Annotated in this window: 23 protein-coding genes; 17 read left to right on the top strand and 6 right to left on the bottom strand. The window is 58.8% G+C overall.

Annotated elements, in window-relative coordinates; all coding sequences use genetic code 11:
• The 12 genes from DSM104635_RS17240 to DSM104635_RS17185 all read left to right on the top strand — a co-directional run bounded on the left by DSM104635_RS17240 (nucleotide 1) and on the right by DSM104635_RS17185 (nucleotide 15,216).
• On the top strand, nucleotides 1-2,037 hold the full coding sequence (locus DSM104635_RS17240) for a class I SAM-dependent DNA methyltransferase (RefSeq protein ID WP_158767407.1): 2,037 nt from the start codon (nucleotides 1-3) through the stop codon (nucleotides 2,035-2,037).
• An 11-nt stretch (nucleotides 2,038-2,048) separates the two neighbouring features.
• Entirely contained in the window at nucleotides 2,049-2,696 is a 648-nt protein-coding gene (locus DSM104635_RS17235; RefSeq protein ID WP_158767406.1) for a restriction endonuclease subunit S, read from the top strand.
• A complete protein-coding gene (locus tag DSM104635_RS17230) occupies nucleotides 2,653-3,708 on the top strand; it encodes a DEAD/DEAH box helicase (protein WP_158767405.1) in 1,056 nt (351 codons plus the stop codon). The genes DSM104635_RS17235 and DSM104635_RS17230 overlap by 44 nt, the downstream gene beginning before the upstream one ends.
• Nucleotides 3,709-5,403 (top strand): DUF262 domain-containing protein, encoded by a 1,695-nt coding sequence (locus tag DSM104635_RS17225; protein ID WP_158767404.1) that lies wholly within the window; start codon nucleotides 3,709-3,711, stop codon nucleotides 5,401-5,403.
• A gap of 487 nt (nucleotides 5,404-5,890) precedes the next feature.
• Nucleotides 5,891-6,916 carry an Ldh family oxidoreductase gene (locus tag DSM104635_RS17220; RefSeq protein WP_158767403.1) on the top strand — a complete coding sequence of 342 codons (1,026 nt, stop codon included), beginning with the start codon at nucleotides 5,891-5,893 and terminating at the stop codon, nucleotides 6,914-6,916.
• Between the two features lie 218 nt (nucleotides 6,917-7,134).
• Nucleotides 7,135-9,693, top strand: a complete 2,559-nt coding sequence (locus DSM104635_RS17215) for a formylglycine-generating enzyme family protein (RefSeq protein ID WP_158767402.1) — start codon at nucleotides 7,135-7,137, stop codon at nucleotides 9,691-9,693.
• 33 nt (nucleotides 9,694-9,726) lie between these two features.
• On the top strand, nucleotides 9,727-10,926 hold the full coding sequence (locus tag DSM104635_RS17210) for an aminotransferase class I/II-fold pyridoxal phosphate-dependent enzyme (RefSeq protein WP_158767401.1): 1,200 nt from the start codon (nucleotides 9,727-9,729) through the stop codon (nucleotides 10,924-10,926).
• Entirely contained in the window at nucleotides 10,923-11,360 is a 438-nt protein-coding gene (locus tag DSM104635_RS17205) for a hypothetical protein (RefSeq protein WP_158767400.1), read from the top strand. The genes DSM104635_RS17210 and DSM104635_RS17205 overlap by 4 nt, the downstream gene beginning before the upstream one ends.
• A 25-nt stretch (nucleotides 11,361-11,385) precedes the next feature.
• Nucleotides 11,386-11,826: a hypothetical protein gene (locus tag DSM104635_RS17200; RefSeq protein ID WP_158767399.1), complete on the top strand. Its 441-nt coding sequence runs from the start codon at nucleotides 11,386-11,388 to the stop codon at nucleotides 11,824-11,826.
• A gap of 22 nt (nucleotides 11,827-11,848) precedes the next feature.
• Nucleotides 11,849-12,808, top strand: coding sequence for a 2-hydroxyacid dehydrogenase (locus DSM104635_RS17195; RefSeq protein WP_158767398.1), 960 nt, complete (start codon nucleotides 11,849-11,851; stop codon nucleotides 12,806-12,808).
• Nucleotides 12,809-12,864: 56 nt separating this feature from the next.
• Nucleotides 12,865-14,028 carry a glycosyltransferase gene (locus tag DSM104635_RS17190; RefSeq protein ID WP_158767397.1) on the top strand — a complete coding sequence of 388 codons (1,164 nt, stop codon included), beginning with the start codon at nucleotides 12,865-12,867 and terminating at the stop codon, nucleotides 14,026-14,028.
• Nucleotides 14,029-14,046: 18 nt separating this feature from the next.
• Nucleotides 14,047-15,216, top strand: a complete 1,170-nt coding sequence (locus tag DSM104635_RS17185) for an NAD(P)/FAD-dependent oxidoreductase (RefSeq protein ID WP_158767396.1) — start codon at nucleotides 14,047-14,049, stop codon at nucleotides 15,214-15,216.
• 505 nt (nucleotides 15,217-15,721) lie between these two features.
• Here DSM104635_RS17185 and DSM104635_RS17180 read toward each other — a convergent pair.
• Nucleotides 15,722-17,206 carry a WD40/YVTN/BNR-like repeat-containing protein gene (locus DSM104635_RS17180; protein WP_158767395.1) on the bottom strand — a complete coding sequence of 495 codons (1,485 nt, stop codon included), beginning with the start codon at nucleotides 17,204-17,206 and terminating at the stop codon, nucleotides 15,722-15,724.
• Between the two features lie 799 nt (nucleotides 17,207-18,005).
• Here DSM104635_RS17180 and DSM104635_RS17175 point away from each other — a divergent pair.
• From DSM104635_RS17175 to DSM104635_RS17165, 3 genes are all read left to right on the top strand, one after another.
• A complete protein-coding gene (locus tag DSM104635_RS17175; RefSeq protein WP_158767394.1) occupies nucleotides 18,006-18,944 on the top strand; it encodes a PQQ-binding-like beta-propeller repeat protein in 939 nt (312 codons plus the stop codon).
• An 89-nt stretch (nucleotides 18,945-19,033) separates the two neighbouring features.
• Nucleotides 19,034-20,149 (top strand): hypothetical protein, encoded by a 1,116-nt coding sequence (locus tag DSM104635_RS17170; protein WP_158767393.1) that lies wholly within the window; start codon nucleotides 19,034-19,036, stop codon nucleotides 20,147-20,149.
• A gap of 1,068 nt (nucleotides 20,150-21,217) precedes the next feature.
• Entirely contained in the window at nucleotides 21,218-21,496 is a 279-nt protein-coding gene (locus DSM104635_RS17165; protein ID WP_158767392.1) for a helix-turn-helix domain-containing protein, read from the top strand.
• Between the two features lie 34 nt (nucleotides 21,497-21,530).
• On the opposite strand, the gene DSM104635_RS17160 is transcribed toward DSM104635_RS17165, so the two are convergent.
• The 5 genes from DSM104635_RS17160 to DSM104635_RS17140 all read right to left on the bottom strand — a co-directional run bounded on the left by DSM104635_RS17160 (nucleotide 21,531) and on the right by DSM104635_RS17140 (nucleotide 24,913).
• Nucleotides 21,531-22,841, bottom strand: coding sequence for a cytochrome P450 (locus tag DSM104635_RS17160; protein ID WP_158767391.1), 1,311 nt, complete (start codon nucleotides 22,839-22,841; stop codon nucleotides 21,531-21,533).
• A 101-nt stretch (nucleotides 22,842-22,942) separates the two neighbouring features.
• Nucleotides 22,943-23,170 (bottom strand): hypothetical protein, encoded by a 228-nt coding sequence (locus DSM104635_RS17155; protein WP_158767390.1) that lies wholly within the window; start codon nucleotides 23,168-23,170, stop codon nucleotides 22,943-22,945.
• On the bottom strand, nucleotides 23,167-23,736 hold the full coding sequence (locus DSM104635_RS17150; RefSeq protein ID WP_158767389.1) for an isochorismatase family protein: 570 nt from the start codon (nucleotides 23,734-23,736) through the stop codon (nucleotides 23,167-23,169). The genes DSM104635_RS17155 and DSM104635_RS17150 overlap by 4 nt, the downstream gene beginning before the upstream one ends.
• Nucleotides 23,730-24,341, bottom strand: coding sequence for a GNAT family N-acetyltransferase (locus tag DSM104635_RS17145; RefSeq protein ID WP_158767388.1), 612 nt, complete (start codon nucleotides 24,339-24,341; stop codon nucleotides 23,730-23,732). The genes DSM104635_RS17150 and DSM104635_RS17145 overlap by 7 nt, the downstream gene beginning before the upstream one ends.
• The gene (locus tag DSM104635_RS17140) at nucleotides 24,338-24,913 is read right to left on the bottom strand and encodes a hypothetical protein (RefSeq protein WP_158767387.1); all 576 of its coding nucleotides are present in this window, start codon (nucleotides 24,911-24,913) and stop codon (nucleotides 24,338-24,340) included. Before DSM104635_RS17140 ends, DSM104635_RS17145 begins: the two co-directional genes overlap by 4 nt.
• A gap of 79 nt (nucleotides 24,914-24,992) precedes the next feature.
• On the opposite strand from DSM104635_RS17140, the gene DSM104635_RS17135 reads away from it, so the two are divergent.
• Both DSM104635_RS17135 and DSM104635_RS17130 read left to right on the top strand, forming a co-directional pair.
• Nucleotides 24,993-25,982, top strand: coding sequence for a LysR family transcriptional regulator (locus DSM104635_RS17135; protein WP_158767386.1), 990 nt, complete (start codon nucleotides 24,993-24,995; stop codon nucleotides 25,980-25,982).
• A gap of 260 nt (nucleotides 25,983-26,242) precedes the next feature.
• On the top strand, nucleotides 26,243-26,536 hold the full coding sequence (locus DSM104635_RS17130; protein WP_407703497.1) for a helix-turn-helix domain-containing protein: 294 nt from the start codon (nucleotides 26,243-26,245) through the stop codon (nucleotides 26,534-26,536).
• Nucleotides 26,537-26,931: the final 395 nt, after the last annotated feature.

Here is a 26,931-nt window from a genome sequence, read left to right as displayed (position 1 = left end):
ATGGACGACATCGGCGAAATCGAGAAACGACTATGGTCTAGCGCCGATAACCTGCGCGCAAATTCCAATTTTGCGAGCAACGAATACTTCCTGCCCGTGATGGGGCTGATTTTCCTCCGTCACGCCTACAGCCGCTTCCTAAAGGTCCGAGCGGAGATTGAGCCGGCGCTTCCCAAGCGTGCAGGTCAGACACGCGCGCTCACCAAGGAGGATTTTTCCGGTCGAGGCGCAATCTACCTTCAACCCACCGCCCAGTTCGACCATCTGGCCGCGCTGCCCGATAGCGCAGACCGCGCCAAGGCCATTATCGCCGCAATGGAGTCGATTGAAGGCGACTATGACTCGCTCGCGGGCACGCTACCCAAGTCCGAATATACAGAATTGGACAACGACGTGCTTGGCAACCTTTTGCGCGTCTTCAACGACCCGGCCCTGCAAAAGGCCAATGGCGACGTATTCGGGCGTATCTACGAATACTTCCTCACCCAGTTTGCCGACCTGAAGGCGCACGATGGCGGCGAGTTCTTCACCCCCGTCTCGCTCGTCCAACTTATCGTCAACGTCATCGAGCCGGAGCACGGCAAGGTTCTCGACCCCGCCTGCGGCTCTGGCGGCATGTTCGTGCAGAGCGCGCACTTTATTGAAAGCCTGAAGAAGGACCCGACCAAGAGCGTCACCTTCTATGGCATGGAGAAAAACCCGACGACCATCCGTCTCGCGAAAATGAACCTCGCGGTTCACGGGTTGGAGGGGCGCATCAGTAAAGCGATCAGTTACTACGAAGACTCCCATGAGCTTGTCGGCAAGGCGGATTTCGTCATGGCGAATCCGCCGTTCAACGTCGATGAAATTGACGCCGACAAAATTAGGCGCGACCCGAGGCTGCCTTACGGGCTGCCAGGGGTGAACAACAAGGGCAAAGTTTCCAACGGAAACTACGTTTGGATTTCATATTTTGACGCATACCTGAGCGGCAAGGGTCGTGCAGGATTTGTCATGTCCTCGCAGGCTTCGAGTGCGAGTGGTCAAGAAGCGACTGTGCGGCGCGACCTGATTAAGAGCGGTCACGTCGATGCCATGGTCTCCATTAGAGGAAACTTCTTCTATACGCGGAGCGTGCCTTGTGAACTGTGGTTCTTGAATAAGGACAGGCCTAAAGCACACGCCGACAAAATATTGATGCTCGACGCGCGCGGCGTTTACAGGAAGGTTACACGAAGAATTTTCGACTTTTCACCCGAGCAACTTGCCAACCTGACCGCTATCGTGTGGCTCTATCGGGGACAAAGCGACCGGTTCCTCGCACTCGTGACAAATCACCTCCAAACTGCGACTGAGGCTGGCCGGGCTGCACTCGAACCATTGGATAACTTCCTCAAATCACTGGCAGGCGTGGAGAAAACCATCGCTTCAGTCGGCAACGGGAAGAAACCCGCCGCACTTACTGAAATTGCGTCATTAGCAAAAAAACTGCGCAAAGAAGCAGGTGACTTCAGGGATGCGACGACCGCTGTTGAATCGAACTGGGCAAAGGCGAAAAGAGACAACAAGACGCTCCACGTAAGTGCGGAGTCCATAGCGACATACGCAGAACGCGGACACGTCTTGGCCAAGGACATCGACCACGTCACAAAAATGCTCTCTCGCCTGACCGATAGCGCGGAGCCAAATGGCAAAGGCACGCGCGACGCAAAGCAGGTTATCAAAGCGCTGGAAGAGATGCGTGGACTCGCAGCGGATGCGCTCAACCGCGTGCGCCATTTTGCGCGACATGCACACTGGTTACAGTTGCGCTTCCCAGAAGCAAAGCTTCGCGACGTAGATGGCCTAGTCAAGCTGGTCGACTTCAAAATATTGGATGCCAACGACTGGAGCTTATCACCGGGACGCTATGTTGGGGTAGCTCCGCAAGAAATCGATGAGGATTTCGATTTTGACGAAACCATGCGAGAGATTCACAGCGAGTTGGAAGAATTGAACGCCGAATCTGTGGAACTAGCATCGCAAATCGCGTCGAACCTTGAGTTGCTCCTGTAATGCGTCCTCAAGTGACCCTTGGAAAGATTTGCAGCCTCATCACAGACGGCAAACATGGCGATTGTCGTGACCAGGACGACTCCGGATTTTTCTTTATCAGTGCGAAGGACATCCGAGACGGGCGCGTGAACTACCTGGGAGCGCGCGAAATCACACAATCGGACTTTGAAGAAACACACCGACGAACAGATTTGTGCGAAGGTGATGTCCTCGTAACAAATAGCGGCACCATCGGTCGCATCGCGATTGCGGAGGCAGACGACCGTACCGCCTGCACGACCTTTCAAAAGAGCGTGGCTGTTTTGAAGCCAATTCGTGAGTTGGTTGACCCAAGGTTTCTCTATTACGCGCTCGTTGATAGTCGCGAGAGATTGGTCAATGCCTCGGCGGGAGCTGCTCAGAAAAATCTTCTGCTTGGAGAACTTCGTCGCTTTTCGATTACGTTGCCGAGCGTCGATGAGCAGATGAGCATCGCTGAAAAGCTAAGGGTCTATGATGCCCTTGTGACGAACAACGAACGTCGAATGGCGCTTCTGGAACGAGCGACGCGCCTGCTCTTCGACGAATGGTTTGTTCGCTTTGCCAGCCAAGCACGTCCAGGCAGAGCGCCTCAAAATGCCAGCGACGCAAGCGAACGCCTATGCCGGCATCGTCCGTAGTGCACTTGCGGCGAAGATCGATAAGCCGGCCCCAGGAATGATGTTGCAGGTCCTGCACGCGTTGCGTGGCGTATCGTTGCATCCTGTCGACCCGGAAGTTGAACCTTGTGATCTAGCTGCGTACGCGGCCGAGTCCGCGCGGTTGAAGTGGACGATAGAGCAGCTCGATCGGATCGCGTTGAAGCGCGAAAAGGTGCTCATTTTCGTCGAAAGTCTGGCAATGCAGGAGCGTCTCGCTGCGATTGTTCAGCAACGCTTTAAGCTACAACAGAGGCCGCATCGCATTCACGGTGGTGTGCCCGGTGCAAAGCGGCAGGAGCTCGTCAAAGCCTTTCAGAAAACCCGAGACGTCTTTGACGTGATGATCCTCTCGCCGAAAGCAGGAGGCGTAGGCTTGACGCTGACGGCCGCCAATCATGTGATTCACTTATCGAGGTGGTGGAACCCGGCGGTCGAGGATCAGAGCACCGACCGCGCCTATCGGATTGGGCAGGAAAAGGCGGTGCATGTTTACCTTCCGCTCGCAGAGCATCCAGATCCAGACCTCGGTCCAATGAGCTTTGATTTGCGACTGCACGATCTCATCGAGAAGAAGCGTACCCTTTCGCAACAGATGCTGGTGGCGCCTGAAGGAGATACGGGTGATATCGCCGCCCTATTTGAAGCGATTTCGGGCGGTGGGCCGAAGAATACGAGCACGACGAATGAAGCGCCAACGGTCACTGGCCAAGTGTCGGACGCTGCGAGGCCTATTGTGCCGACGCCAAGCGAGCGGCTCGTACAACGGATGAGCTTTGGGCGATGGAGGCTATCGCCAAATGAGCCACGGCCTTTGGACGAGATCTTGGCGCCGTTCAGCGGCAGGAGAGTTATTCATCTCCACATCCTCGACCCATACGCCATCGCTGACGCCAGGGTGCGCCGAGCTCACGCGCAGTTTGTGCGCGAACTGGTCAATCGCGGAGCTGTGGTCGAGAAGGTGACCATTTCGTTTTTTTTGCGGGGGGCGTGAATGCAGTTTGAGCCCATGGAGCTTGAGCCCATCAAGGCGGGGCAGGAGCGACTGAGCCGCGTATTCAGTGATGAATTCGCTTTCGCGATTCCGACTTACCAACGCCCTTACGCTTGGGAAAAAGAGCAAGTCGAAGCGTTGCTCGACGATATTCTTTCCGCGCTCACGGATGCGACTGATACGCGCGAGCCAGTGACGTACTTTCTAGGCAGCATCGTGCTTATCAAGCAGCCTGGCTCGCCCGACGCCAAAGTCGTCGATGGACAGCAGAGGCTTACGACCCTCACAATATTGTTCTCGGTGTTGCGAGATCTTTCAACGCCGGAGATCGCAATAAGGCGTCATTCTTATGTTTGCGAGGACGGCGACCCAGACAAAGGCACAAAGAGCCGATACCGTCTCACGCTCCGGAAACGCGACGAAGAATTTTTTCGCGAGACCATCCAGAGGAAAGACACAACGGGCGCTTTGCCGAGCGCGAAGGGGTTGACCGATAGCCGACTAAGGATCGTCGAAGCAGCCAAAATCTTCAGCGATCGAGCAAAAGCTATGACGCCGGAATTGCGCGACCGCTTAGTCGCGTTTCTTTTGCAGCGTTGCTATTTGGTCGTCATCGCCGTCGCAAATGTCGACATGGCACATCGCGTATTCACCGTGCTCAATGCACGAGGACTAGATCTTACGCCAGCGGACATCCTTAAAGCGGATTTGCTTGATCGCGTGCCGCCACAAGATGAAAGGGACTACGCGGACGCCTGGGAAGCAATCGAAGAGCAGCTCGGACGCGAGCGGTTCGTTGAGCTGTTTCAGCACATTCGGATGATTTACCAGCGCGACAAGCCAAGGGAGAGGCTTGAGGTTGGGTTTAAAAAGTTTGTGACCGACTTCTCCGACCACAAGAGGTTCCTGAGGGAAGTCTTGCAGCCGCTCGGGGCGACCTATGCCAGGCTGGTTTCTCCATTTGATTTTGCGGTGCACTATGGCGAGGAGAGTGCAAAGCGTCTTCGATACATAACCAAGCTGGACAACAGCGATTGGTTGCCTGTTGCACTAAAGTATTTCGCTGAGGCCGAGCCAGAACCGGAAGAAGCAGCGCAATTCATGCGGCGACTAGAGACGCTCGCCTATTTCTTATTCGTGACGCGCGCGGACATCAACGAACGTATTCGTAGATACGCTGCTGTCCTCACGGACTTGGCCAATGGAGTGCCAGACGGTGAGTCTATGCAGCTATCGGCGGCGGACAAGGTCGCGTTTCGCGTTCACCTTGACGGCCCCATCTATCAAATTACGAGAGTTCGCCTGCCTCTGCTTCTTCGGCTTGATGCGGAGCTCTCTTCTGGCGGTGCGACATACAATTATGATGTCGTTTCCGTCGAACATGTGCTGCCTCAAACTCCCAGTGCCAGCAGCCAATGGCTGAAAGATTTTCCTGACGAAGCTGAGCGAGAGACGTGGACTCACAAGCTTGCCAATCTAATGCTGCTCACGCTTCGGAAGAATATTCAGGCGAGCAATTGGGACTTCGCAACAAAGAAGGAGCGATATTTTTCTGAAAGCGGAGGAGTGTCACCGTTCGTGATAACCACGCAGGTTCTCGGTGAGGACGTATGGACGCCGACAGTACTGCAAGATCGCCAGAATGCGCTGCTCGCGAGGCTCTACAGTGCTTGGGATATTGCGCCCGACGCCTAGCCATACGCTCGTCTCTCACGTGTCGATAACTTCGGGTTATTCGAGGCGAGATGGAGTCGAACCGTTCAGCGCGTAATCGGGGGCGGGGGTTCATGGCGAAGAGGGCGTTGCGGCATCGGCCGTGTTGGTGTTTCAACGGGTGGTGAGAGAATCGTCCCCGCGGGCGTTGTCCACTGACACGAGGTCGATCTTCCAGCCTTGAAAGCCACGCTCCGCCATTTATTGGCTTCCGGCACTTCGAACGTTGGTACACGTGGATAAGGTGCTAAACTTCAGCGAAGTCAATCAATTGGCTGGACCCCGGCGCTTCCTGCTATGGGTGCGAAACATTTGCCCGGAAGAGAAGTTGCCGCGTTCGACTTTCGGGGCAAAGGTGAGGGAGCACACGAGGCAGGTGCGCCTCGCCTAGAGGGCCTGCCTTGCGTGTCGTAGCTTAGTTTGGCAACCTGTGGTTAGGCAGGGCGCAATCACATTTGAGGGGGGTTCGGTGGCTGAATCGACGGCAAGAGACCTTTGTGCGCTTGCAGCAAAAGCGCTCGTTGGCCAAGGCATGAGCGAGGGCTTGGCGCGGGAAGTCGCCGAAGAGTTTGTTGTCGCAGAACTTGCAGGTGTGAAGACGCACGGAATTGGAAAACTGGTTTCGTTGAACTTGGGAGACCTAAACGCGGCGCCCAAGATTCAGGAACATGGCGCGCTGCTTTCGATCGATGGATGCAGAGGCAACGGCTTCAAGCTGTTTCGTGAGATAGCTGGAATGCTCATCGAGAGATGTCCACGAAACGGAATCTCCGCAGCATTTGTGCACAACTTCAGCCGCTACAGTTCTCTGTATCCCTATACGTCACGCGTCGCGAAAGCAGGCTACGCGACATTGCTTGCAAATTCGGCCGGCCCGGCTGCCGTCACCCCTTTTGGCTCGGTGGATCCGCTAACCGGTACGAACCCCATCTGCTTCTCGTTTCCGAAACCGAAGGGACAAGTCCAGACGTTTGACTTTGCGACCTCCGAGGTCGTTTGGGGCGCAATTCGTCAGGCTGCCATCGAAGGCAAAGCGCTTCCAACGGGGCCGTTTCTGGACGCCGCAGGTGATGTGACCACAATACCATCGGAAGTAAATGCCGTCCGAGGTTTTGGCGGACGCAAAGGATTTGCGCTAAATCTGGCCATTGAGATTCTCGCGGGGATACTGCCGGGCGGGCGCGCTGGCATGGAGTGTGAAAGCGAATTCGACTGCGGCGCTTTCTTTATCGCGATTGATCCGAAGTTTGCTGGGGCCGGCGCTGAGGGCTTTGCGCAAGGGCTTGAAAGGTTGCTGGTTGCGGTTCGCGGTAGCCGACCAGAAGATCCTTCGGTTCCGGTTCGAGCGCCGGGCGATCGTGGAAGGAACTCGATTTCTCTCGATCGGGATCACGAGCGCAAAATTTTGGTTCCAGACACCGTCATAGAGATGATGAGGCGCATGGCTGCCGGCGAGAGCGTCGCCGAACTCGCCTCCAATCCTCTGTTCAATTAGTCCGGGGTCACAGACGTGGATTGCGATCGACTTCGGTAGGGAAATTCAAAGGCTACATAAGAACGGTTTCGGGAGGGGCTGTCTCTGAATTCGGATGAGGCGTGAGTTGTGCGGGTTCGCTGGTCGCACAACACCGATGCGTGCGACGCGCGGCCGGCAAAAAACGTCGAGGCGCGAACACAATCCTCGTCATAATCAGAGCGGTGGGGGAAGCAGGGATGTCGGACGCCAAACGCCAATGGATCGAAAGTGCCGTCGCGGCTTACGAGGCGCTTAATCCGCTTGAGCAGATCGCCTGGGTCGTTCCTGTCCTTGGACTAGTTGGAAGCATTATCTACTTCGGCTTCAAGATTGCACGCTGGGCGACGGACAAATTGAAGAGGCCTCGCGCAAGCGAGCGCGCTCCAGCCCACCCGATAGCGGTGGCCACACCATCGCGTCCAGCGGTGCAACCACCTCCTGCGGAAGTTGTCCCTCCGCGTTGGGAATACCAATGGGAAGTGGGCGAGGGTGTTACGCAAAGGGCCGTTGAGCCGCCGCTCGACAAGGCGATCGTCCAGGAGATCCAGCGCGCGGCGGAGGCGGGAAACCGTAGTCATCTTATCTTCGTTCGTGGCGAGTTGGGCATAGGCAAGTCCACGCTGGTGCCGATGGTTCGGCTTGAGCTCCGGAGAGTTGGCAAACAATCGGCTCCCACCAATCCGCAAGCGTCGAACGTTCTCGAAACCTGCGTGGTGTTAGAGGCCGAAGATCTCGAGCCAGCTCACGAATTCGCAAAGCGAATAAAGGTCGCGATCGACAAAGACGGAGCAGTGATCGCGCTCGGGCGGCCAGCCACGATGGACATTGCTGAACGTCGCCTGGGCCGACCGGCCGACAAGGCTGTGACGATGTTGCCGTTCGAACCCACGCGACAGCTGTTCCATGAATGTATCTCCGCGATCTCGCAGAAGTTCGGGCTTGATGCGGTCGCGACCCAAAAGTTGCTGAAGCTCGCTGGCAATTTCGATCAGCGGTTTTTGCAGACCCCTTTCTATTTTGAACAAGCGGCTAGGGCCATCTCTATGGACGAGTCGATGAGTATCGACGGGTCATTCACGCCTCTGCAGGTTTTCCAGAGATCAATTGAACAGCGTGTCTCCGAGTTAGGTGGGAGTTTCGCTGATCTCGTTCAATGTGCTCTGGGCAATTTGGATGCCGATCGCACGCCGAATTTAGCGGGGATTATTGGCGAGAATGGCTTTGTTCATGATGGATATCGAAATGTCTTGCTCGCGTCTGCGGTGGTAACGCGCGGCGAGCGTTTTGAGAACGTCGTTAAGTGCCAAAATGTCATCCCGGCAATTGAGATCATCCTCTCTCATATGAAATCCCTTCGTCGCGCGCGCGGTGAAGTGTTGAAAGAGCGTTTTGAGCTGGATCTACGCGACTTCGTCATGGGCGATCAGCAGATCGCTCAAGCCCACTATCCCATTTTCATTCAGGGACGCGTGGCGGACGCCTTTCGTCGACTACGCGATGAGGCGCCGGCGGACGTTCTGCGCGAGCGCTGCATGCGAATGATTGAGAAAAGGTCGGCTCCGGGCGGCGTTGAGACAACCGACGAAGGTTCGCTGCTCTGGGACATTTCAGATGCGTTGTCCGACGTTGGCGATCCAAGATTGAAAAGGGCGGCTAGGGCGAAGTTCGGACCTGAGTCAGGCTATTTCGTAGCCGTTCCTAAGACCACAATCGAGATCGGGTCTGATCACGTTCCAGTTCGGGCGGACAGCGCCAAACCGGTTCTCCCTTTTCGGCGCGAAGGCGTTGAAGTGGGGCCTCTGTGGGTCGCGAAATTTCTGGTCACCAATGAGCTGTTCTTAGAATTCTGGGACAGCGAAGGGCGAAAGAAGCACTACAAGGCGACTGCACGGCAATGGATAAGGGAAGACGCCGCGCTGCGCGAAGAAATCGCGCGCTCCTTTGATGTAACGGCGACGCGCTGTTTTTGGAAAGAGACGCGTGATCAAGACGCCTTGGTGCTTTCGGGGGCCTCGAGCGCCATTCCGACGCCGTTGCAATTGGCGCGCAAGCGGGCACTGGCCCCAAACGATCCAGCCCAAGTCGCGCTTTGGGATCCGACTCAAACGGATGAGAGGTTCAGCGCCAAGGGAAAGCCAGTTGTAGGCGTCAATTGGTGGGAAGCGATGGCTTTCTGTGACTGGTGGACGTCCGCAAAGTTGCCGGACACCGGATTCCCGCCGGGCTCAACTGCGGGTCTCCTGACCGATTGGGAGTGGGAGGCCGTTCGGCGGTTCTACTACGAGGCTGAAGGCTCAGTGGATGCGCCTGCTTTTCCTGCGGGTCGTTTCCCGGCTCACACACGGATGGCCATGACAAGCGCCCAAGGCGGGCGAGTGCACAATGTCTTGCGCCCTCTGCACGTTGGACTCTCGCTCGCGCCGAAGAGCGAGGGGCCAACAGACATGGTCGGCAATGTTTGGGAGTGGACGAGGTCTCGAGTCTTTGGTCGTATCGTCACCGCGGCCGAGGAGAACGCGGACTTTGGTCCGACGGCATGGGATGACGTCGACGCGCAAGGGGAGCAGACCCCCCGGCATCCTTTGCGAGATGTCGTCAATGAGGACAATGATTTGTCCTATCGCGCAGTGCGCGGCGGATCGTTCTTCTCTAGGGACGAGCAAGCAGCGTGGAACCCTGCGTATCGACTCTGCGATCCACCATTTAGTTCGTACATTGATCTTGGTTTTCGCATCGCCGTCTATTTGCCGTTGTAGCTTTTGCCTCGTTGCATTGTTTGTGACCATCGAATGAAAATTGCAGACGGAACACTGACGGAGCAGGAACTTCAGGCCGCATATCTGGCGCGGCATGATTTGGGACCCGGGTATCCTCAGCTTGATGTGCCTCCGTATGTTCGCCGTCTCTATCTCGACTCCACTGCAGAGGATCTCAGTCTGAAGTTCGCGCCTACGTGGTCGCCAGAGAAGCAAGCGCAAGTTGACGCGGATTTGGAGGTGGCGCTGCGACGCTTCCTCATGATTCCAGAGGGTCCTCGCATACAAATTCGATCTACGTTCAGCGGCTCAATTGCGCTCGACCGAGCTCTCGCAACAGCACAATTGCTTGCTCGGCAGAGAGGTAAGAAGAAGATCGCGGTGATCACGACGACGCCATGCATCGACATCATGAAGCTGTTCTTGTTGGAAAGGGCGGACGTTAAGCCGGCATTCGTGGCGAGCAATAAGAACGGCGCACTTGGAGTCCTGGACGCTGAGGCCGTACTACAAAAACTTGCTCAGGTCCGTGCGAAGGACGAACGCGAACACATCGTTGTCCTCGTGTGTTCACCGGAAAATCCGACGGGATCGATTTGGTCCGAACAAGACCTGATGCACATCGCGCGAGAATGCGCGGCCGCCGATGCAACGCTCATTGTCGATCATTGCTTTGCGGTGGCGGGCGTTCACCATCCGAAAGATGTGGCGGCTGTGTGGAGCGCCGCATCTGAGCTCTGTGACTGGATTGGCATTTGGGACACCGGAAAGACGTTCGGACTAAATGAAGACAAACTCGGCTTTCTGATCTCGGGCGATGCGGAAACGAGTCGCGCGATTGATGCGGCGCTAGCCGTCGTTCAATTTGGTGTGGCGCGCAGAGCAAAGATTTTTTTCTCCGAACTCTTTCGCCTGGCAACTTATTATGATCACGTGCGCGAACTGAACGAACTCTGCGCGAACAATCTCGAAACGCTGGAGCGCTTGGTGGGTCCGTCATTCGACCTCTTCCCGACCAAGGCGGGCTCTCTTGCTTTGATTGACGTGAGTCGGACCGGTGAGGCGGATGAGGCGATCCGAAAGCGTTTGTTGTCAAATGGCGTCGGCACGGTGGCGGGGAGCATATTCTTTCATTCGAGTTGGAAACCGGAGCACTACATTCGCCTCGCGCTCGCGCGGCGCGCAGACTATTTCGAAGAGGCCGTCATGCAGATGATGCAGGTGTTGTCATGAGAGTAGAGCCGTTTGCGTTGGCGATCGCCTTCGCGATCACCGTGTTTGGCCAAGTGATCTATCATTCCATAGCTCGAACCGTCGGTCCGTCGCGGCAACCGTTCGAACTCATTGCCGCGGCCTATTTGTTCGGGTTGATCGCCGTCGTCTGGGTCGGCCTTGCGACAAAACAAATGTCTGTCGGAGGACTGATCTCGTTGCGCACGCTTATTCCCGCACTAGGCCTTGGTATCGCTGTAGCCTTGGTAGAAGTCGGGTACATTTATTCGTACCGAGCGGGACTTCCCATAGGTACGGGCGCCCTTAGCATCTTGGCGGTTACGACCTTGGCGCTTGTGCCAATAGGGATGGCGATGTTTGCGGAACAACTGACTCTGAAGGTGTTCGCCGGAGCAGCGCTCGCAGCATTTGGCGTATGGCTGATGCGCTCATAAGGCGCTCGATGACTTTGGCGGACACATGACAAATTGGCTCGATCTCGCTCAAATCGTCGGCGGCGTGGCCACAGCCGTGGGTGTGATCCTGGCGGTCGTCACAGCATTCTTTGCTTTGGCACAGCTGCGCATATCGAATGAGATCGCGGCACAGGACGCGTACGCAGGTCTGCTTCGCAATATGGTGGACTTCCCCGAGTTCTCGCCACCAGCGTATGAAGTCGTTCGAAGCGATCCAACGAGTTATGCGCGATACAAGAGGTACGTCGCTTACGTTTTTACCGTGTGTGAGCGTGTGTTGCTATCGGCAGGACGGGGCGCGTATTGGCGTGAAACTGTTGCCTACTACGTGTGTCAGCACGTGGACCATGTTCGCTCGGTCGATTTCAGAAACAACCACTATTCGCACTACAGCCTTGCAATGCGGCGAGTTCTCGACTCGATTGCCTTGCGCGGCGCGCAGTGAATCGCTTGCGAAAGGCACATGCATGACCTCGATCAAAACGTTGGTGGCAACAGTGCCAGGCATGATCGGCGACGAGGAGTTGAAGCCGCTAAGAGAACTTTCGGAGGTGGTGTACCGCGAGGAGGCGCGGCTAACTCAAGAGGAGTTGGCGTTAGCTTGCGCCGGAGCCGACTACCTGATGTTGAATTATGATGTCGTCAAAACGCTCACGGATGGGTTCTACGCCGCGCCCGCGGTTCGCGCATTGAAGGCGATATCCGTGGATATTACGGGCATGGAGTGGGCGAATCCGCATTTGGCGCGACGTCACGGCGTGCTGCTGATGAATACGCCGCGTTATTCGACGGAAAGCGTCGCGGAGTCGACGCTCGCTGAGGTGCTCCTGCATTCCCGCAAGTTGCATCTAGGTTACAAGGACATGATCGCGGGACGCGAGCCGGAGATCCGAAAGGGTATCAATCTTAAGGGACGAACTGCGGGCATAGTCGGTCTAGGAAGCATAGGGGCCCGTGTCGCAGAGGTGCTCTCCGCAATCGGTATGCGAGTGATCGCTTGGAATCGAACGCCTCTGAACCTCACCGGCGTGACACAAGTATCGTTGCCCGATCTCTTCGCGCGTTGCGATGTTATTTGCTTGTGCCTAAAAACTGTGACGGAAGGCGCGCAAAGGAACGTCGGCGCCATCAGCGATGAGCTGCTCGTGCGTGCGCAACCGGGGACGATCCTGATCAACCTGGCCGGCATCCAGCTGGTGGATCATGATGCACTGTATCGTGAAATGCTTAGCGGGCGCTTCGCGGGCTATTCTGTCGGTCGCAACCCGACGACAATTGCTCTGGACCTAGCAAAGCTGGATTCCGTGAGCATGCCGGCCGAAAATGCATGGTTCTCCGATGAATCGCTGGCGCTGCTGCGAGACATTTGGGTTGGAAATATTGTTTCGGCTATCCACGGCGCGCCCCAGAATGTGTTTGTGGAATGACAAACCAGAACTAGGAGCGATCGAGATCGTTCCTTGAGCAACTGCGAAGAAGTGCGATGAAAGTTCTTTTTGCGCCGATGGTAGGGGGTCGCGGGCTTGGCCCTCTTACCCGATCAATGGCCGTAGCAGACGAAGCGCGGAGGCGGGGACACGACGTAAGCTTCTTGGTGCGCCAGTCGTTTGTCCCTTTGCTCGAAAAGCACGGTTTCAGCGGGTCATTGGCGGCGGAACCAAGGAAGCAAGTTCAACTGAGTCAAGTAGGCGACACCTGGACAGACATCGCCGCCTATCTGGGGCTGACAGAAAATGACTTCGTCGATCAGTCGCAGCGGGTGGAGCGGAAAGCCATTAAGGAGTTCAAGCCGGACGCAGTGTTCGTTGAGTCCAATGTCACCATGCCTCTTACCTGTCTGGAGGATCATATTCCGCTGGCGAGCACGTTTACTTGGGCGGACACGTCTTCGCTGAGTTTAACAACTCAAGGGATGAGGTCGAGCGTGCCTCCCACTCGCTTGGATCGTCACAATGATTCCCTTCAACGCATGGGAGTAGAACCAATCGCAGACTTGTCGGACCTCACAGTGCGGTTCGCTCAGCTCATTCTTGTTCCTATGACGCCAAGCCTTGAACCTGAGCTATCCGACCATGCGCGCTTCAGATTCGTGGGTGACTTGCTCTTCCATTCATTGGAATACGGAGAGTTGCCCGCCGCCGTTGGCGCGGTGCTCAAGTCTAGGCCCAGGGTCTACGTTTATCTCGGCACAAGCGATCTCGAGGAATCGATTTGGGTTAAGACGCTGCAAGACGCGGTTGGGATCTCTGATCTAGCCATCGTGGCGGCTTCGCGAGAGCACGAAATGACGCAACCGCGGTTGGCCATCCAACGTTGGTTACCCGGCGGCGGTGTTATGTCGTCTGCAGACATATGCCTTCATGCTGGAACAGCCAACACCATGATGCTCGCGGTCCGGCACGGAGTGCCGCAGATGCTACTGCCTTTCTCGGACTCGGAGCGTCGGTACCACGCCGAGAAAATCGTTGCGCTAGGCGCCGGCGTCCTGGCGGACAAAGCCGCAATCGGCGACGCATCAAAATTGTGTGTGGCGATCCATTCGGTGCTGGATGCGTTGACTGTCAAGCAAGCGTCTGTGCGACTTAGGGATGAAGCCGCTGTGTACGCCGGGCCTCGCATGGCGGTGGACATGCTGGAGGCGATCTGACCTCGGTGGGAGGACGAGATGGCATTCGACGCCGTGATCGCTGGTGGCGGAATTATCGGGTGTTGTGCCGCACAGGCGCTCTGCGATATCGGCTGCCGAGTGATGATCGTTGAAGCTCGGGAGAATCTACTCACGGCAACTTCCGCAGCCGGCTTCGGGAGTCTCACGCCGTTCTCGGACCCTTTCTTTGATGGTGACATAGCCGAGTTCGCGAACCAATCCGTTCGACTATACCGCAACAACATCGTGCCAGAGTTCGCGAGACACTCGCGTTTGGACTTCGTTGACGAGGGCCTGCTGCAACTCTTCGCCTCGATGGATGATCTGGAAGAATCTCGTAGTGCCGCCAAAGGGTGCGCAGGAGCACTAAGAGGTCCAAATCCGCTGTCGCGGATGGAAGTGCTAGCTCTTGAACCTGCGCTTCGCGGAGACTTCGCCGGCGCGCTTCTTTATGACGAGCCCTGGATCGACTTGGAGCAACTTTTGCAGAGCGTGAAAGACCGTTTGGCGCGAAATCCAAAATGCACGATCAAGCTGAAAACCCGAGTAGATAGCGTTGATACTGATGCCAGCGCTGTATGCTTGGACACCGGTGAGAGGGTGGCCGCTGGAGAAATAGTGCTCGCAACGGGTCTTGGTGAAACTGCAGTCTTGGGTTTTCCAAGACCGGAGATGGAGTGGATTCGCGGCGAGGGTTTGAGGGTTCGATTGCCAGCCGACTCCCCGCATTTGCTTCGCCACGTCTACCACGGAAAAGGATTCGTGACTCCCCGAATGGATGGGACGTGCCTTTTGGGGTCGACCTATGTGTTGGAGGAACCGCGTTCGATTGGCGAAACGGATCGAGCAAAAGAGTCTATTCGAGCAACGACAGAAGCAGACGTGACGGAAGCTTGTGCCGCGTTCTTGCCGCAAGTCCGGCGATCGGAGGTATTGCGAAGATGGTCCGGCTGGAGACCGCGCTCGCGAGATCACTTTCCAATTTTGGGAAGATTGGTCGAAGGCGAGGGTCCAATCTTGGCGCTCGGCTTTCTCGGCTTAGGCGTCACCATGGCTCCAAGGGTTGGCCAAGTTGTGGCGGAAATGGTGGCTACGGGAACGACTGCGGCTATTCCCAGCCGAATGCTCGCCGCTAGATTTAATCAGATCGACACGCGGCCCCCGGGAAGCGGCGTGAAGCCGGTCTAACACACTCGTTCGCGCTGCAAGCGTGGAGCAAAGGATTGTCCGATCGCTGATCAGACGCGGCATGCAACATCCTCGGAGAGTTGAAATGTAAGCCGCGTGCAATTGCGACGCGGGAGTCATGCGCGTCAGAGACTGGTGAGGGCAGACGTTCGGTGAGAGCTGTTGTCTGCTAAGCGCTGTCCACACACAGCGAACAACGGTCGCCGGATGTCCGCTAAACGGCGGGGTCGCGCGAGAGTTGTTGGGATGATGCGGATGATGTGGCCGATGTATCGATGACTTCGGGTATGCGGCGGTCGGAGTCGAACCGTTCAGCGCGTAATCGATGCTGCATCACCTCCACATGCGACGATAACAGCGAGTTATGAGAGCGGGACGGGGAGTCGAACCGCTTAGCGTATAATGAGTGATTGTGCACAGGATTGCCCGCGTCTAGCGGCGGCGAGCCTGATCCCCAAACGGTTGCGGCGTCGCGGAAGCGACTCCATTCGCGGGTGATCCAAGCTTAGTCGGGAAGGCTGAGTGTCCACGCGCCGCGGCCGAGTGTAGCGGCGACGAGAATCCGATCAGCGGCATCATACTCGAGATCCAGCACTGGCGCGAGCGGGAGGCCTTCGCCAAGCCGGCTCCAATGATCAAACGGCTCATAAGCAAGGTACACGCCGCTCGCGGCGCCAACAATCAAAGTGCGTCGGGAACCGGCTCGGAACGCCGCGGAGTGCAAAGCGCCAGGCTCTAGCGACATCAGATTTCCCGTTGCTCGTGTCCAAGTCGCGCCGGCGTTGTTGGTGACGAACACGCCCTCAAGAGCGACCACGAAGGCGGTGCTGCTCTGGCTGGGATCGGTCACGATGTCGACAACGTAGCTCCTGCCAGGATACGCCGCCGACCGGGCAAGCCTGCCGCCAGACGCTGAGCGCACATACACATCCTCTTGATCGCCGACAAAGAGGAGGTCCGGATTTGATGGCACGCCGGCCGCAATTGGATCAGCCGCTTCTGCGTTGACGCGAATGCCGCGGCCGATCTCTCGAATTGTGTCGCCACGATCGAATGATTCATACACTGCGTTGTCTGCGCCAATAATGAGCCGATTGGGCGCGGCTGCGTTGAGTGCGATCGGCGTGTAGAATTGTCGCTCCAGCGGCCTCGATTGTCCGACGCGCTGAAGGGCGGGGAAGTCCGCGCGCAGGAATTTGTTTGCGCTGGTGTAAAACGCCCGCCTAAAATTGTAGAGGTATTGTGAGCTAGAATATCGTATCGACACCCCCGGCGTGCTCAGATCATCCACGGCGACGTCGCCGCCATCAGCAGTATTGAAGCTGCGCATCCGGACATTGTTCGACGCATCCTGCTGAGGAGTGCCAATGTCTTGCGAACCGCCGATCACGATGTCAGCGACCGCATCCCAGGCCACGTGAATCATTTCACTCGATTGGAGGTCCCCGTTGAGGGAGAACCAGTCGTACGATGCGCCCACGCGCCGACGGCGATACACGCCCCCATCGTCGGCTTCTAAGAGCTCGCCAGCTGCATCAAACGCCATGTCGCGGGAATCTGCATGGGGTGCGCTTCCGCTCTGGGTATTGCTGTGCGTGATATGCGTAGCTTGGTGTCCGCGCGCGCGCGATGCGTCCACCACAAACAGTCGCCCCGTGTAGTCGACGGCGCCTATGGAATTTGGCCATTGGCTTGGCGAACCCGGCGCTTCTTCGCCCTGATCGGGCTGTCGGTCGCCACCGACATAAACGCGTTCTGCGTTGGTGGGATCAGCAGCGATGGAGAGATGGATCTGGCCCTGTGCTCCTGGGTGAAGGCCAGGCGGCCGGTCGAGTTCACCCCAAGTCGCGCCGGCATCGCTCGACTGGAAGAGCGAACTGAGTTGTCCGTGAGTAACCACGGCAACGAAAACGCGGCTGTCTGGTCCAAGCGCCAGCTCCACGTTGCTAACCGAGGAGGTGAGCGCAGCGTCCAGGGCGGCTGTATTCACTTTACTCCACGTTTCGCCAAAGTCATCGCTTCGGTATATGCCGCTCCAGCCGGCGTTCGTGTAAAGCCGCTCCGACCTCGGGAGGTTTACGAGGTCGAACGACGCCCCGCTGGGCAAGTTCGAATGCGCGGCGCCTGAAATCCTGGTCCATGAGGCACCGAGGTTTGTACTTCGCCAGACGCCGCTTTGCAGGAGTCCCTCGCTACTATTGGCGGTGACGACAATTGTCTGTCCGCGCACAGCGACGCCGGAAATGTTCAGCCCGACGATTTGGCCTCCTCCATCAAGAACACTCCAAGTGCGGCCGCCATCTGTGGTGCGGGCAACGCCGCTTAGCGGTCCGCCTCGGTGATAGGAGCTGAAACGGCCAAATCCGATGACCAGCGTACTGAACGAGCGATCCGTGAAATCAAACTCCAGTGCTCCAATCGACTGTGACGGAAGCGTTGACGAGAGGTGCGTCCAGCGGGGTTGGGCGCTTAACGCATTGTCTGAGCGCCAAACGCCGCCATTGGTTGTGCCTATGAACAATATGTTTGGATCGGACGGATGAGGGGCCACATCGTGCACGGCCCCGACCACTTCGCGGTCGGGCAAAATCTCAACCTGCCCATCCACAGAGGGCCCGGGTCCTTGCGCGGTCCATCGCTGCGCATGGCTCGATTGCGCCGCAACAACAGCGCCCACGAATGCTGCAACGCTAAAGATTGCTCCCCTCATGACGCCCCTCCGGACGAGGAGCCTATACAATCTAGGGTTTGTCCTCTATACCAATCTCATGCTCGCCCGGACTTTGTGCTTGGCCATTTCGCTGACGTTGAGTGCGCCGACCGGTGCGAACGCCCAGTCTATTGATCTTACGCAGGGTGTCGTCGCTGACCCGTCGAGCGGCGTAATTGTTCTTACCAACCCGAACGGCCGCGTCGAAGCGATCGACCTCAACTCAGGTGAGCTGAAGTGGGTCACTGAGGAGCGCGCCATGCCGATCGCTGTGTCGCGCGGCGCTGTAACCGCCATCACAGAAGAGCCGGGTGTGCGCACCCGTTTCGCCGTGATCGGACTTGAGGCGTCAAGCGGCGTCGCTTTCTCACGAAGCGCCGCGAATCTTCCATCCGGCGCTGAATTCTCGCTCGAGCCTTCACTACGCGGCGCCTTCGAAGCGGAGGCCGCGCCCGTCGGGGATCGGGTGCTGCTCAGGTGGACGTTCGAGCGGCAGCGAATTGGCGGAGTGTTTCGTAGTGAGGCCTTAGATGAGGCTGATCTCACCGATTCATTCGATCTTGAAGGCGGCTTTACTTTCACGCCTCGCACCGGTCTGCTCACGTCGGCGCCTCCGAGCGCGCCGAGCCCTGGTCTGTTTGAGGAAGGCGTCTCCGCGGACGAAATCACTCCGAGAACCGACGGCGCTCCAGGTATTCTTCGCGCGCCGTCCGCTGATCGGCAGTTCTATATGTCCAGTCGCCAAATCGAGTCGTCGGGTCAACCCCGTTACGTGTGGACCATCACCGGCGCTGGCGCCGAGCGCCCTCTCGCTGAAGTCGTGATGGATGTCGCCTATGCGCCGTTCCTCGTTCACGATGGCCTGCTGGTATTCGAGAACCGGCCGCAAATCCAAAGAGCGGGTGGACGCCTGATCGAGACGCCATTGCAAATCCGCGCGGTCGCTCTTGCGACCGGCAAACCGGTATGGGCGCGCGAGATTCTCAACACTGAGCCGCACGGCTCGCTGCCGCCTTAGACATTGCGATTGCAGGCCCCCTGGATAAGGTTTACTACAACCTAGGGATGGCGGCTGCCGGACGATGGAGTGCAGCCAGGGGGTGATCCATGACGCGAACATGGGCCGCATTGTCTGCGCTTACACTGGCCGCCTGCGGACACGTGCCGGATCGGCCGCAATTTCACTTCGAGCGCACGGGACCTGAGGCGCGGCAATGCCCGACGCCCGTGACTGCGCCGGCGGGCGATGCGAATGAGGACACTCCGTCAACCGCGCCACAGCATCTGTTGTGGTCGCAGTATTGCGAAGTCATGGGCTTTGCCGACGGCTATCTCGTAGAGGCGCGCACCCACTCGCGCTTTGTCGATCTCAAGAACATCGTCACGTTTGGCGCCGCAGCGTACGGGGCGTCGACGCTGGCGCTAAATCCGGGCGGTCTCTCTGAGGTAGAAACCACGGACCTTCGTGAGACGGCGCTTGGCATCGCGCTGCTGCAGGCGACAAACCAAATCTACAGCCCAGTAGGCTCACGCGATACCAACCTTCGCGCTTATTTCACTTACGAATGCGTTGCGGACACGACATATCTCGTCTTGGAACGAGAAACATTCGTTCGAAGGGTGGAGGACGAACTGCTTGGCGCCGGAGGCCTGCGCGAAAGCGTCGCGGAGTTGGAAGGCAAAGTCGCGGCGCGCGCAATCCCAAATGACGCGCTCGCGGAACAGGCGCGTGCAACAATCGCCACCGCGACCGCGGAGATCGAACGCGCCACCTCTCAAGTGAACGCGTATTACAACTTCCCGGCGGCAGTCGTGAATGTCCGCAACGAGATCTATAACAGTATTGTGGTAAGGTCGGTCAGGTCTGAAATTGGGTTCGCCGCTCTTGTTCAAGCTATCGGGGCGACGGTTGAAGAAAATATGGCGTTTGCCAACAAGGATGAGCCGCCCGCTGGCACGTCGGAGCCTCCCGCCGGAGCGCCCGGAGTTATGAGCGCAGATGATCAAGCGCGCACGCTCATCAATCGAATCTCGCGCCAAGTCTCCGAGATTCAGAGAATTACTCCAAACATCACTACCCTTTCAGCCAATCTCTCGCAGTGCGCCACCATCATGTCGACAGGGCTGCGTGTATCCAGACCCACGTTGCAAGATATCGGCGCCGGGCCGTTGCCGGACACGGGCAATGAGTTTTTTTCTGAGTATCGCAGGACGCAGCAATAGCTTCGTCTCCATTCTAAGACCCAGCGCACACGACGCGCTGCGCTGCCCTCAGGCTTGCTCTAGAGACGGGCCGCTTGCCCGAGAGGACGCTGCGGCGTCAGCCATTCAGACAACTCGGATTCGTGAATCGAAGTATGGGTCGCTGACTTCGACGCCCCGAACTGAGAGCAAGGAGCGAACTGCGAGAGCGGGCGGTGCACGCGCGAGGAGGTCGCGCGAGCGGTGGCGAGGAATCACGCGCACCTTGGGCGCTATCACGCACGTCGAAGTCGTACGCTGGCCCGAGACCGCGACCTCGTCCCAGAGCTGAGCGCCGATCGAGTAGCCGCCACAGCCAGCGTTAAGCAACTGTGGCCTGGCGGGCCGCCCATTGTGTGCGGCGCAGACGAAAGCGAGGTAGTGCAGCCCCACAGCGCACAAGCGCCAGCCAAGGCCACAAGCCTCATAGACCGTATCGTAAACACCATGACATCACTCCCGCGACGCCTGCGTTTCAGAACGCGAATTTCCCTGGGAACGTCGCGCCAAGAGTGGTGATCAGCTCAATCGACGGGCGGCGCATCATTCATATTCAATCCAACCACCAAACTCATCACCGAGATTGCGATGGCGCGAGGTTGTTTCGGCCGCTGGTATGAATCCTCTAGGCCCATTCTGGTCGGAACGAGTATCGACACAATCTGGCGCTGCTACTCAAACGATCGCGGCCGTGTTCTCGCACAGCAGGGAGTCGAACCGTTCAGAGCATAATTCAGGTTCAATGTTATTTGGGAAATCGCGTGCCAGAGTCGGTTCCAGCCCTCTGCGAGGTTCGCGCGAACTTTGCAGCGTCACCGACTGACCGAAATGCGGGCGCGTTACGGCCCGGATCGGAGCGGGCCGGCCACTCTGGAAAATTCTCGGATGGCGCACGCCCGCACAGCGAACACACCTCGTGCCCATGCTTCATGATTTCCCCCGCGGGGACTTTTTGAATCATACGCCCTCAGAAAACGCACACGTTCTGCGCGAACTTGCCTTGATGAGGCGGGCAAGGCGCTTCAAGGTCAGCGGATGGGCCTAAAGACGATGAAGCGTGATGAACGGCGAGCGACCGCGACGGACGCTGCCATCGGCAAACGCATCCGCGCGCGCCGTCTCGCGATCGCCATGACCCAGGAGCGCCTGGCCGAATTGCTTGGGCTTACGTTTCAGCAAGTGCAGAAATACGAAAAGGGCGTGAACCGCGTGGCGGCAAGCCGGCTTTTCGACATCGCGGCGGCGCTCAATGCACCGTTAGACTATTTCTTCGAGGGCGTTACATCGCCGGTTACGCGAAGGGCAAAGCGCGGAAAAGAAGCGGCGTAAACCAGCGTGGCGGCGTCCGCCGTGCGCCCCTTGTTCACGCAGCGCGTATCTTGGGTTCGCTTCGGCGCAATGTCACACGCGTCGGCAAACCATGTTCTGGGCGAAGCGCGATGCGAAGCAGCGGACGCACCGGCGGCCCCTCGATCGTCTCGAAGTTTGCGGCGCGCACCAAGGTCGCCAAAATGATCGTCGCTTCGAGCATGGCAAAGCTCGCGCCGATGCAAACGCGCGGACCGCCGCCGAAGGGCATATAAAGGTAACGGCGCGCCCCCAATGGCGATCCTGGGCTGAAACGGTCGGGATCGTAGCAATCTGGATTGTCCCAATAGAGCCGATGACGATGGAGCGCATAGGTTGGGATGACGACGATTTCACCGCGCCGGGTCGGCCGGCCTGCAAGCTCGCAATCTTGGCGGCAGACGCGAGAGAGTGCGGGCAGCGGCGGATAGAGCCGCATCGCTTCTTGAATGACCTGTTTGGTGAATTGAAGCTCGTCCGCATGTGCGGCGGTGATGGCGCCGGCGCCGGCGACGCTCACGACTTCGCGATAAATGCGGTGTTGGCTCTCGGGATGTTGCGAGAGCAGGAAGATCGCCCATGTGAGCGCAAGCGCGGTGGTTTCGTGGCCTCCGGCCAGAAAGGTTAGAAGATTGTCGCGCAGTTCAGCGTCGCTCATGGCGCGCCCGGTTTCTGGATCGCGCGCGCTGAGGAGCGCGTCGATCAAGTCGCCCCGCGGGGGTTCGCGGCGGCGCCGGGCAATGGTGTCGTCCACCTTGGCGCGTAAATAATCAATGGCTTCGTTGGCGCCCGGTGCGGTAAAGCGCTTCAGCCAACGCGGCGCGCTGGCGAGATCCAAAAGCGTGGGCTTGCCAAGCTCGGCGACATAGCGCGCGAACGCGGCGCTCATCGCTTTCACATCATAGCCCTCGCGGCCGCCGAACATGGTGTCGAGAATAACTTCGAAAGTGATGGAGACAAATTCGGCCGCCACGTCGCACGTCTCGCCGGGCGCTTGGCGCCGCCAGCGTTCAACCGCGCGCTCGGCTGCCGCGCCGATAGCGTCGCTGCACTGCAAGACCTGTCTTGGTTGGAACGCGGGTGCTGCCGCATGGCGCTGCCAGCGCCAATGGGCGCCCTCAGCCGTTAGCAAGCCCTCGCCTAGCAGCGGCTTTAATAGCCGCATCCAAAGCGGACCCTTTGGAAAGAACGCCGCGCGCTCGACCAGCACGGCGCGGATAGCGTCGGGGTCGCAGAGGTAGACCAGCGGAAAATCGCGCCGCGGCGGCACATAGATCGGCTCTTCGTAAACGGCCGAAGGCCAGCCTTCGATTGGATTATCGAGCATGACGCGCAGCGATTGCAACCGCGGCAGCTGGGCCCGCGGCGGAATCGGATGCGAAGGCGTAAAGAGCGGCGCTGAGTTGGCTGCGACCGGACGGGCGGCCTTCATAAGTCGAACAGTCCGCGCGCGCGATGGGTTGGGATCTCTTGGCCGCTGCCGTGCTCACCCAAGATGACGCTCGACAGTTGCAACGCATTGTTCACGACCGCGGCGAGCTGTGGCTGGGGCGTTTTCAAATCGCCAAGTTCGCGTTGTGCGTAGGCAAGAAGGCTTTGCATGACCTCAAGCGCTTTGCGGTCTTCAGCCTGCATGAAGTGGACGACGTTGCTCATTTTGGCGCTCCCCAGCGTTGACCCTCTAAAAAGAACGGCGCTTGCGTTGGCGGCGCGTCTGCGGCGCCAACGAAGAAACCGAGAAAGCGCGCCACATCGCGCGCCACCGCTTCATGGGCGCTGGCATTAGCCTCAGAGCCAGCGAGGCCCGCGAGTGCGTCGCTGGCGAAGATGAGGCGATGGCCGCGTTCAAACGCGTCGATCGTGGTGGCGAGAACCGTGAGCGAGGCCGAGAGTCCGGTCACGAGCGCGCCAGCGCTGGTCTGGTTCATGAGCGCGGCGAAATCGGCGTCGCCGTAGGCAGAGAGGGTTTTGCGTTCGAACACCATTTCGCGAACGCGCGGCTCAAAGCCGTCAATCGGGCGCGCGCCGTGGTCGGTCATGGGCGAGGGGCCGGACGCGGCTTTGCGAAAGCAGTGCGCGATGCGCCAGCGTCGCTCGCGCGCGTGTCCCAGCATGCGCCGGCCGTGCACCAGTGCGCGCGGCGCGTTGGGCGCGTGCAACGGCCCGGGCTCCAAAAAGCCGCGCTGCATGTCGAGACAAAGCAAAAGCGGCGCGTTCAACATGGGCAGGTGGCCGCCCGGGACGCCGATTTGTCGAGGGGCCCTTCAGCGTCCCAGCACCCTTCGGGTCGAAGCAGCACGAGCGGCGGCGTCTCGGTCGAGAGCGCTTCGGGATCGCGTTCGATGCGGCCCTCGACTTCGATGTAATCGTGGTCGGAGAACCGGAAGCGAGCGCGGTCTAGGCGCTGAAAAAAGCCCATCCGGCGCCAGAAGGGTTCAAGCCTTGCCTGGATATGGCCGATGGCGTGGGTGTAACCGCGCTTGGCGGCAAGGCGCACCGCTTCGCCAAACAAGCTCTTCACCACGGCGCCACCGCGATGCTCGGCCTTTACTGCAACGCGTTCGACTTTGACGAAGTCGGCAAACCAACGGAGCCTGAGCGTCGCCACCGGCTCGCCGTCGATCTCGGCTAAGAGGTGCGTCGCGCCAGCAAAATCATTGCCGTCGAATTCCTCGTCGTAGGGGCAAACCTGTTCGGCCATGTAGACGATGGCGCGGAGCGCAAAGACGCGCATGAGGTCGGGTAAATCGCGAGCCACCCGAACGCGCACGTGATTGGCCGGCGGCCCGCTATAGAGAAAGCCAACGTCGATGGCGGCGGTGGTCATGACGCACGCGCCAGTGCCGCGGGCCCGATCGCGGGCGCCAGCATCACGTCGGGATCCGGGCCGGCAGCGGCGCGGTAACCGAACCCTGCCATGATCCGGCGGCCTTCAGGGGTGCTTGCGCGCGCGAAGAGGTCGATATGCGAAAAGAAGCGTTGGCGCATAATGCGCAGCGCACGCATGGCCGAAAACGTGGCGCGCCGCGTGACGCCGCCCAGCCCCCAAATGTATCCTGCGTGCACCAGAGGCCCAAAGGGCGCGATCCATTCGGGTGCGATCGCTAAGCCGTCAAAGCGTCCAGAGCGGATCGCATTGGCGCCGGCTCGGGTCAATGAAAGGCAGGCGATAAAGGCCGTAGGCCGGCCGTTCTCGCGGCAGAGAAACAAACTATGTCCGGTTCGGCGGTGTGCATCGGCCAATACCGCGGTCGAAGCGATCGCGCCGGGAATAAGCCGACAGGCAAGTTGGCGCAAAGCCTCGGTATCGGTTTTTGTATCACACGGCGCAAAGCCGCGGGCGTGCATGAACGAGCGGATCTCTTGGGGGCCCGCCATAAACGCTGTTTCAGCTTGCATCGCCGGCTCCCCGTGCCAAATTTCTGACGGGGCAAGTCTGCGCGATCGTGCGCGGCGCACATTCAGCTAGTTTCGAAGCATGGGTATTCGAAATGACGATAAGCCGGTCCCTGCCAGTCAGGACCTCGATTGGGACGACTTAAATTTCTTCTTGGCGGTCGCCGAAGAGAAGAGCCTCAACAAGGCGGCAAAGCGGCTTCGCACCACGCAGCCTACGGTATCGAAGCGCCTAATCGAACTTGAGCGCCGGTTGGGCGCAACACTTGCGCTCCGGTCAACCGGCGGGATCCAGCTGACCGAGGAGGGGCGGTTTGTCGCCCAGCAGGCCGTTGCGATGGCGCGCTCGGTCAAGCAGATCAGGCAGGAAGTGGCGATGCGCGATCACGCGCCGGCGGGAGAGGTGACGATCTCGTGCCCGGATGCGCTCTTGACCTATTTTATTGCGCCAGCCGTCGCCAATCTACACCGCGTGCATCCAAGCATTCAGCTCGTGTTGAAATCGAAGGCTGGCGACGGCGAACCGGTCAGCGACATCACGATCCAGTTTCATGAGACCAAACGCATGGAGGATGTCGCGATCGGCTTGGGGTGGGTGCACCATGTCGCCTTCGCCTCCAGGAGCTATCTCGACCTCTATGGCGGCCCGCAAGATATTGGCGAGGCGTTTCAGCACCGCATGTTGATGCATACCGCCTATATCGCTCAAGCCGGCTGGAAGCCAAAGCAACAGCCGCTGCAGGAAATTCTCGATTACGCGGTGCGCACCGATTGCGGCCCGGCACTGGTCGAGACCACCGCGAGCGGCGGCGGGATATCGTCGATGCCGACTTATGTGGCCCGCGTCGATGAACGTCTGGTCTGCCTCGAGGTCGGCGGCGAATTGGCGCGTGTCCGGTTCTGGCTCGTCTACGACCGCGAGCGCGGGCAATTGCCGAGGCTCCGCGAAACCATCGAGTGGCTGCGGCGTGTCTTCGATCCGGCGGCCAATCCCTGGTTTCGCGAGGAGTTCATCCAGCCTGACGAATTCGAAGACGCGATCACGGCGGGCGAGATCAAACGCAAGCGTTAGTCGTGTCCGGTGATTAGAGCGCGCGGAACGCGCCAGTCCCGTGCCTTGCCACACGCCTCCACACCATAAGGTCAGCGGCCCACTGCACCGTGAAGTTGCTTTTATCGGCGCTGCTCTCGCTCGAAACTGGCGACGACGCGCGGGGATAAAGCATGGCGAAAGACCAGAAAACTGATCCGCGAGCGGCTTCCGGCGCGGATCGTCACATCGGCGCGCGTATTCGTGCGCTTCGGCTGGAGACCGGCACGAGCCAGGAGGCCTTGGCCGCGGCGATCGGGGTCTCGTTCCAGCAGGTGCAAAAGTATGAGAAGGGCGTCAATCGCGTTGCCGCCAGCACCTTGATGGAAATCGCGCGCGCGCTCGGGGTCGGCGTGGAGGCGCTCTATCCGAGAGAGAGTAAGACCGGCTCGCGCGAGATTTGGCTAGACGATCCCCAAGCCCAAGACATCGGCGCAGTGATGGGAAAATTAAATGCCGAAGGGCGCCGGTTGCTGTTGCAGATCGCCCGCTCGCTGGCCGCCGACGAGAAGCTCCGCATCAAAGATCGAAAATAGAGTTGGCGCGGCGCGCAACGCACTGCAAATTCGTATCAACTTTCGTTTGATGCTGCGTCTGTCTCTAGCTTGGACATAAGGTTCAACCAGCGAACCCAGGCCGCCTTCGGATCAGCGCCTTCTTTGCGGAAGGTAGATGCGGCAAGAGCCCTGACAGCGACCATTCTCGGCCCGCCGCCAATGTCACTAAGGTGCAGGACCGAGCCGACCGCTGAGCATGCGGTGGCTAATATAACTCGCTCGAGAGCGGGCCCATGCCAAACATCAAGAAGGATTGCAAAGGCCGCGTCAGCCGAAGATGGCCCCACGCTTTTCTGCCGAGCAGCGCCTCAGCTTCTCCTTGTAACCCGGCTCTGATGCCGGCTGGGCGTCGATGCGGCGGGAACCGCCGGCGC

Source organism: Terricaulis silvestris (assembly GCF_009792355.1).
Classification (GTDB): Bacteria; Pseudomonadota; Alphaproteobacteria; order Caulobacterales; family Aquidulcibacteraceae; genus Vitreimonas; species Vitreimonas silvestris.
Note: the sequence above shows the minus strand (reverse complement) of the source record. Positions and strands in the feature narration are given on the sequence as shown.

What these genes read in the sequence shown, in the direction of transcription:
- DSM104635_RS17240 (WP_158767407.1), top strand. Translation starts at nt 1, where the DNA reads ATGGACGACATCGGCGAAATCGAGAAACGACTATGGTCTAGCGCCGAT.
- DSM104635_RS17230 (WP_158767405.1), top strand. Translation starts at nt 2,653, where the DNA reads ATGCCAGCGACGCAAGCGAACGCCTATGCCGGCATCGTCCGTAGTGCA.
- DSM104635_RS17225 (WP_158767404.1), top strand. Translation starts at nt 3,709, where the DNA reads ATGCAGTTTGAGCCCATGGAGCTTGAGCCCATCAAGGCGGGGCAGGAG.
- DSM104635_RS17215 (WP_158767402.1), top strand. Translation starts at nt 7,135, where the DNA reads ATGTCGGACGCCAAACGCCAATGGATCGAAAGTGCCGTCGCGGCTTAC.
- DSM104635_RS17210 (WP_158767401.1), top strand. Translation starts at nt 9,727, where the DNA reads ATGAAAATTGCAGACGGAACACTGACGGAGCAGGAACTTCAGGCCGCA.
- DSM104635_RS17205 (WP_158767400.1), top strand. Translation starts at nt 10,923, where the DNA reads ATGAGAGTAGAGCCGTTTGCGTTGGCGATCGCCTTCGCGATCACCGTG.
- DSM104635_RS17200 (WP_158767399.1), top strand. Translation starts at nt 11,386, where the DNA reads ATGACAAATTGGCTCGATCTCGCTCAAATCGTCGGCGGCGTGGCCACA.
- DSM104635_RS17195 (WP_158767398.1), top strand. Translation starts at nt 11,849, where the DNA reads ATGACCTCGATCAAAACGTTGGTGGCAACAGTGCCAGGCATGATCGGC.
- DSM104635_RS17190 (WP_158767397.1), top strand. Translation starts at nt 12,865, where the DNA reads ATGAAAGTTCTTTTTGCGCCGATGGTAGGGGGTCGCGGGCTTGGCCCT.
- DSM104635_RS17185 (WP_158767396.1), top strand. Translation starts at nt 14,047, where the DNA reads ATGGCATTCGACGCCGTGATCGCTGGTGGCGGAATTATCGGGTGTTGT.
- DSM104635_RS17170 (WP_158767393.1), top strand. Translation starts at nt 19,034, where the DNA reads ATGACGCGAACATGGGCCGCATTGTCTGCGCTTACACTGGCCGCCTGC.
- DSM104635_RS17165 (WP_158767392.1), top strand. Translation starts at nt 21,218, where the DNA reads ATGAAGCGTGATGAACGGCGAGCGACCGCGACGGACGCTGCCATCGGC.
- DSM104635_RS17160 (WP_158767391.1), bottom strand. Translation starts at nt 22,841, where the DNA reads ATGCTCGATAATCCAATCGAAGGCTGGCCTTCGGCCGTTTACGAAGAG.
- DSM104635_RS17155 (WP_158767390.1), bottom strand. Translation starts at nt 23,170, where the DNA reads ATGAGCAACGTCGTCCACTTCATGCAGGCTGAAGACCGCAAAGCGCTT.
- DSM104635_RS17150 (WP_158767389.1), bottom strand. Translation starts at nt 23,736, where the DNA reads ATGTTGAACGCGCCGCTTTTGCTTTGTCTCGACATGCAGCGCGGCTTT.
- DSM104635_RS17145 (WP_158767388.1), bottom strand. Translation starts at nt 24,341, where the DNA reads ATGACCACCGCCGCCATCGACGTTGGCTTTCTCTATAGCGGGCCGCCG.
- DSM104635_RS17140 (WP_158767387.1), bottom strand. Translation starts at nt 24,913, where the DNA reads ATGCAAGCTGAAACAGCGTTTATGGCGGGCCCCCAAGAGATCCGCTCG.
- DSM104635_RS17135 (WP_158767386.1), top strand. Translation starts at nt 24,993, where the DNA reads ATGGGTATTCGAAATGACGATAAGCCGGTCCCTGCCAGTCAGGACCTC.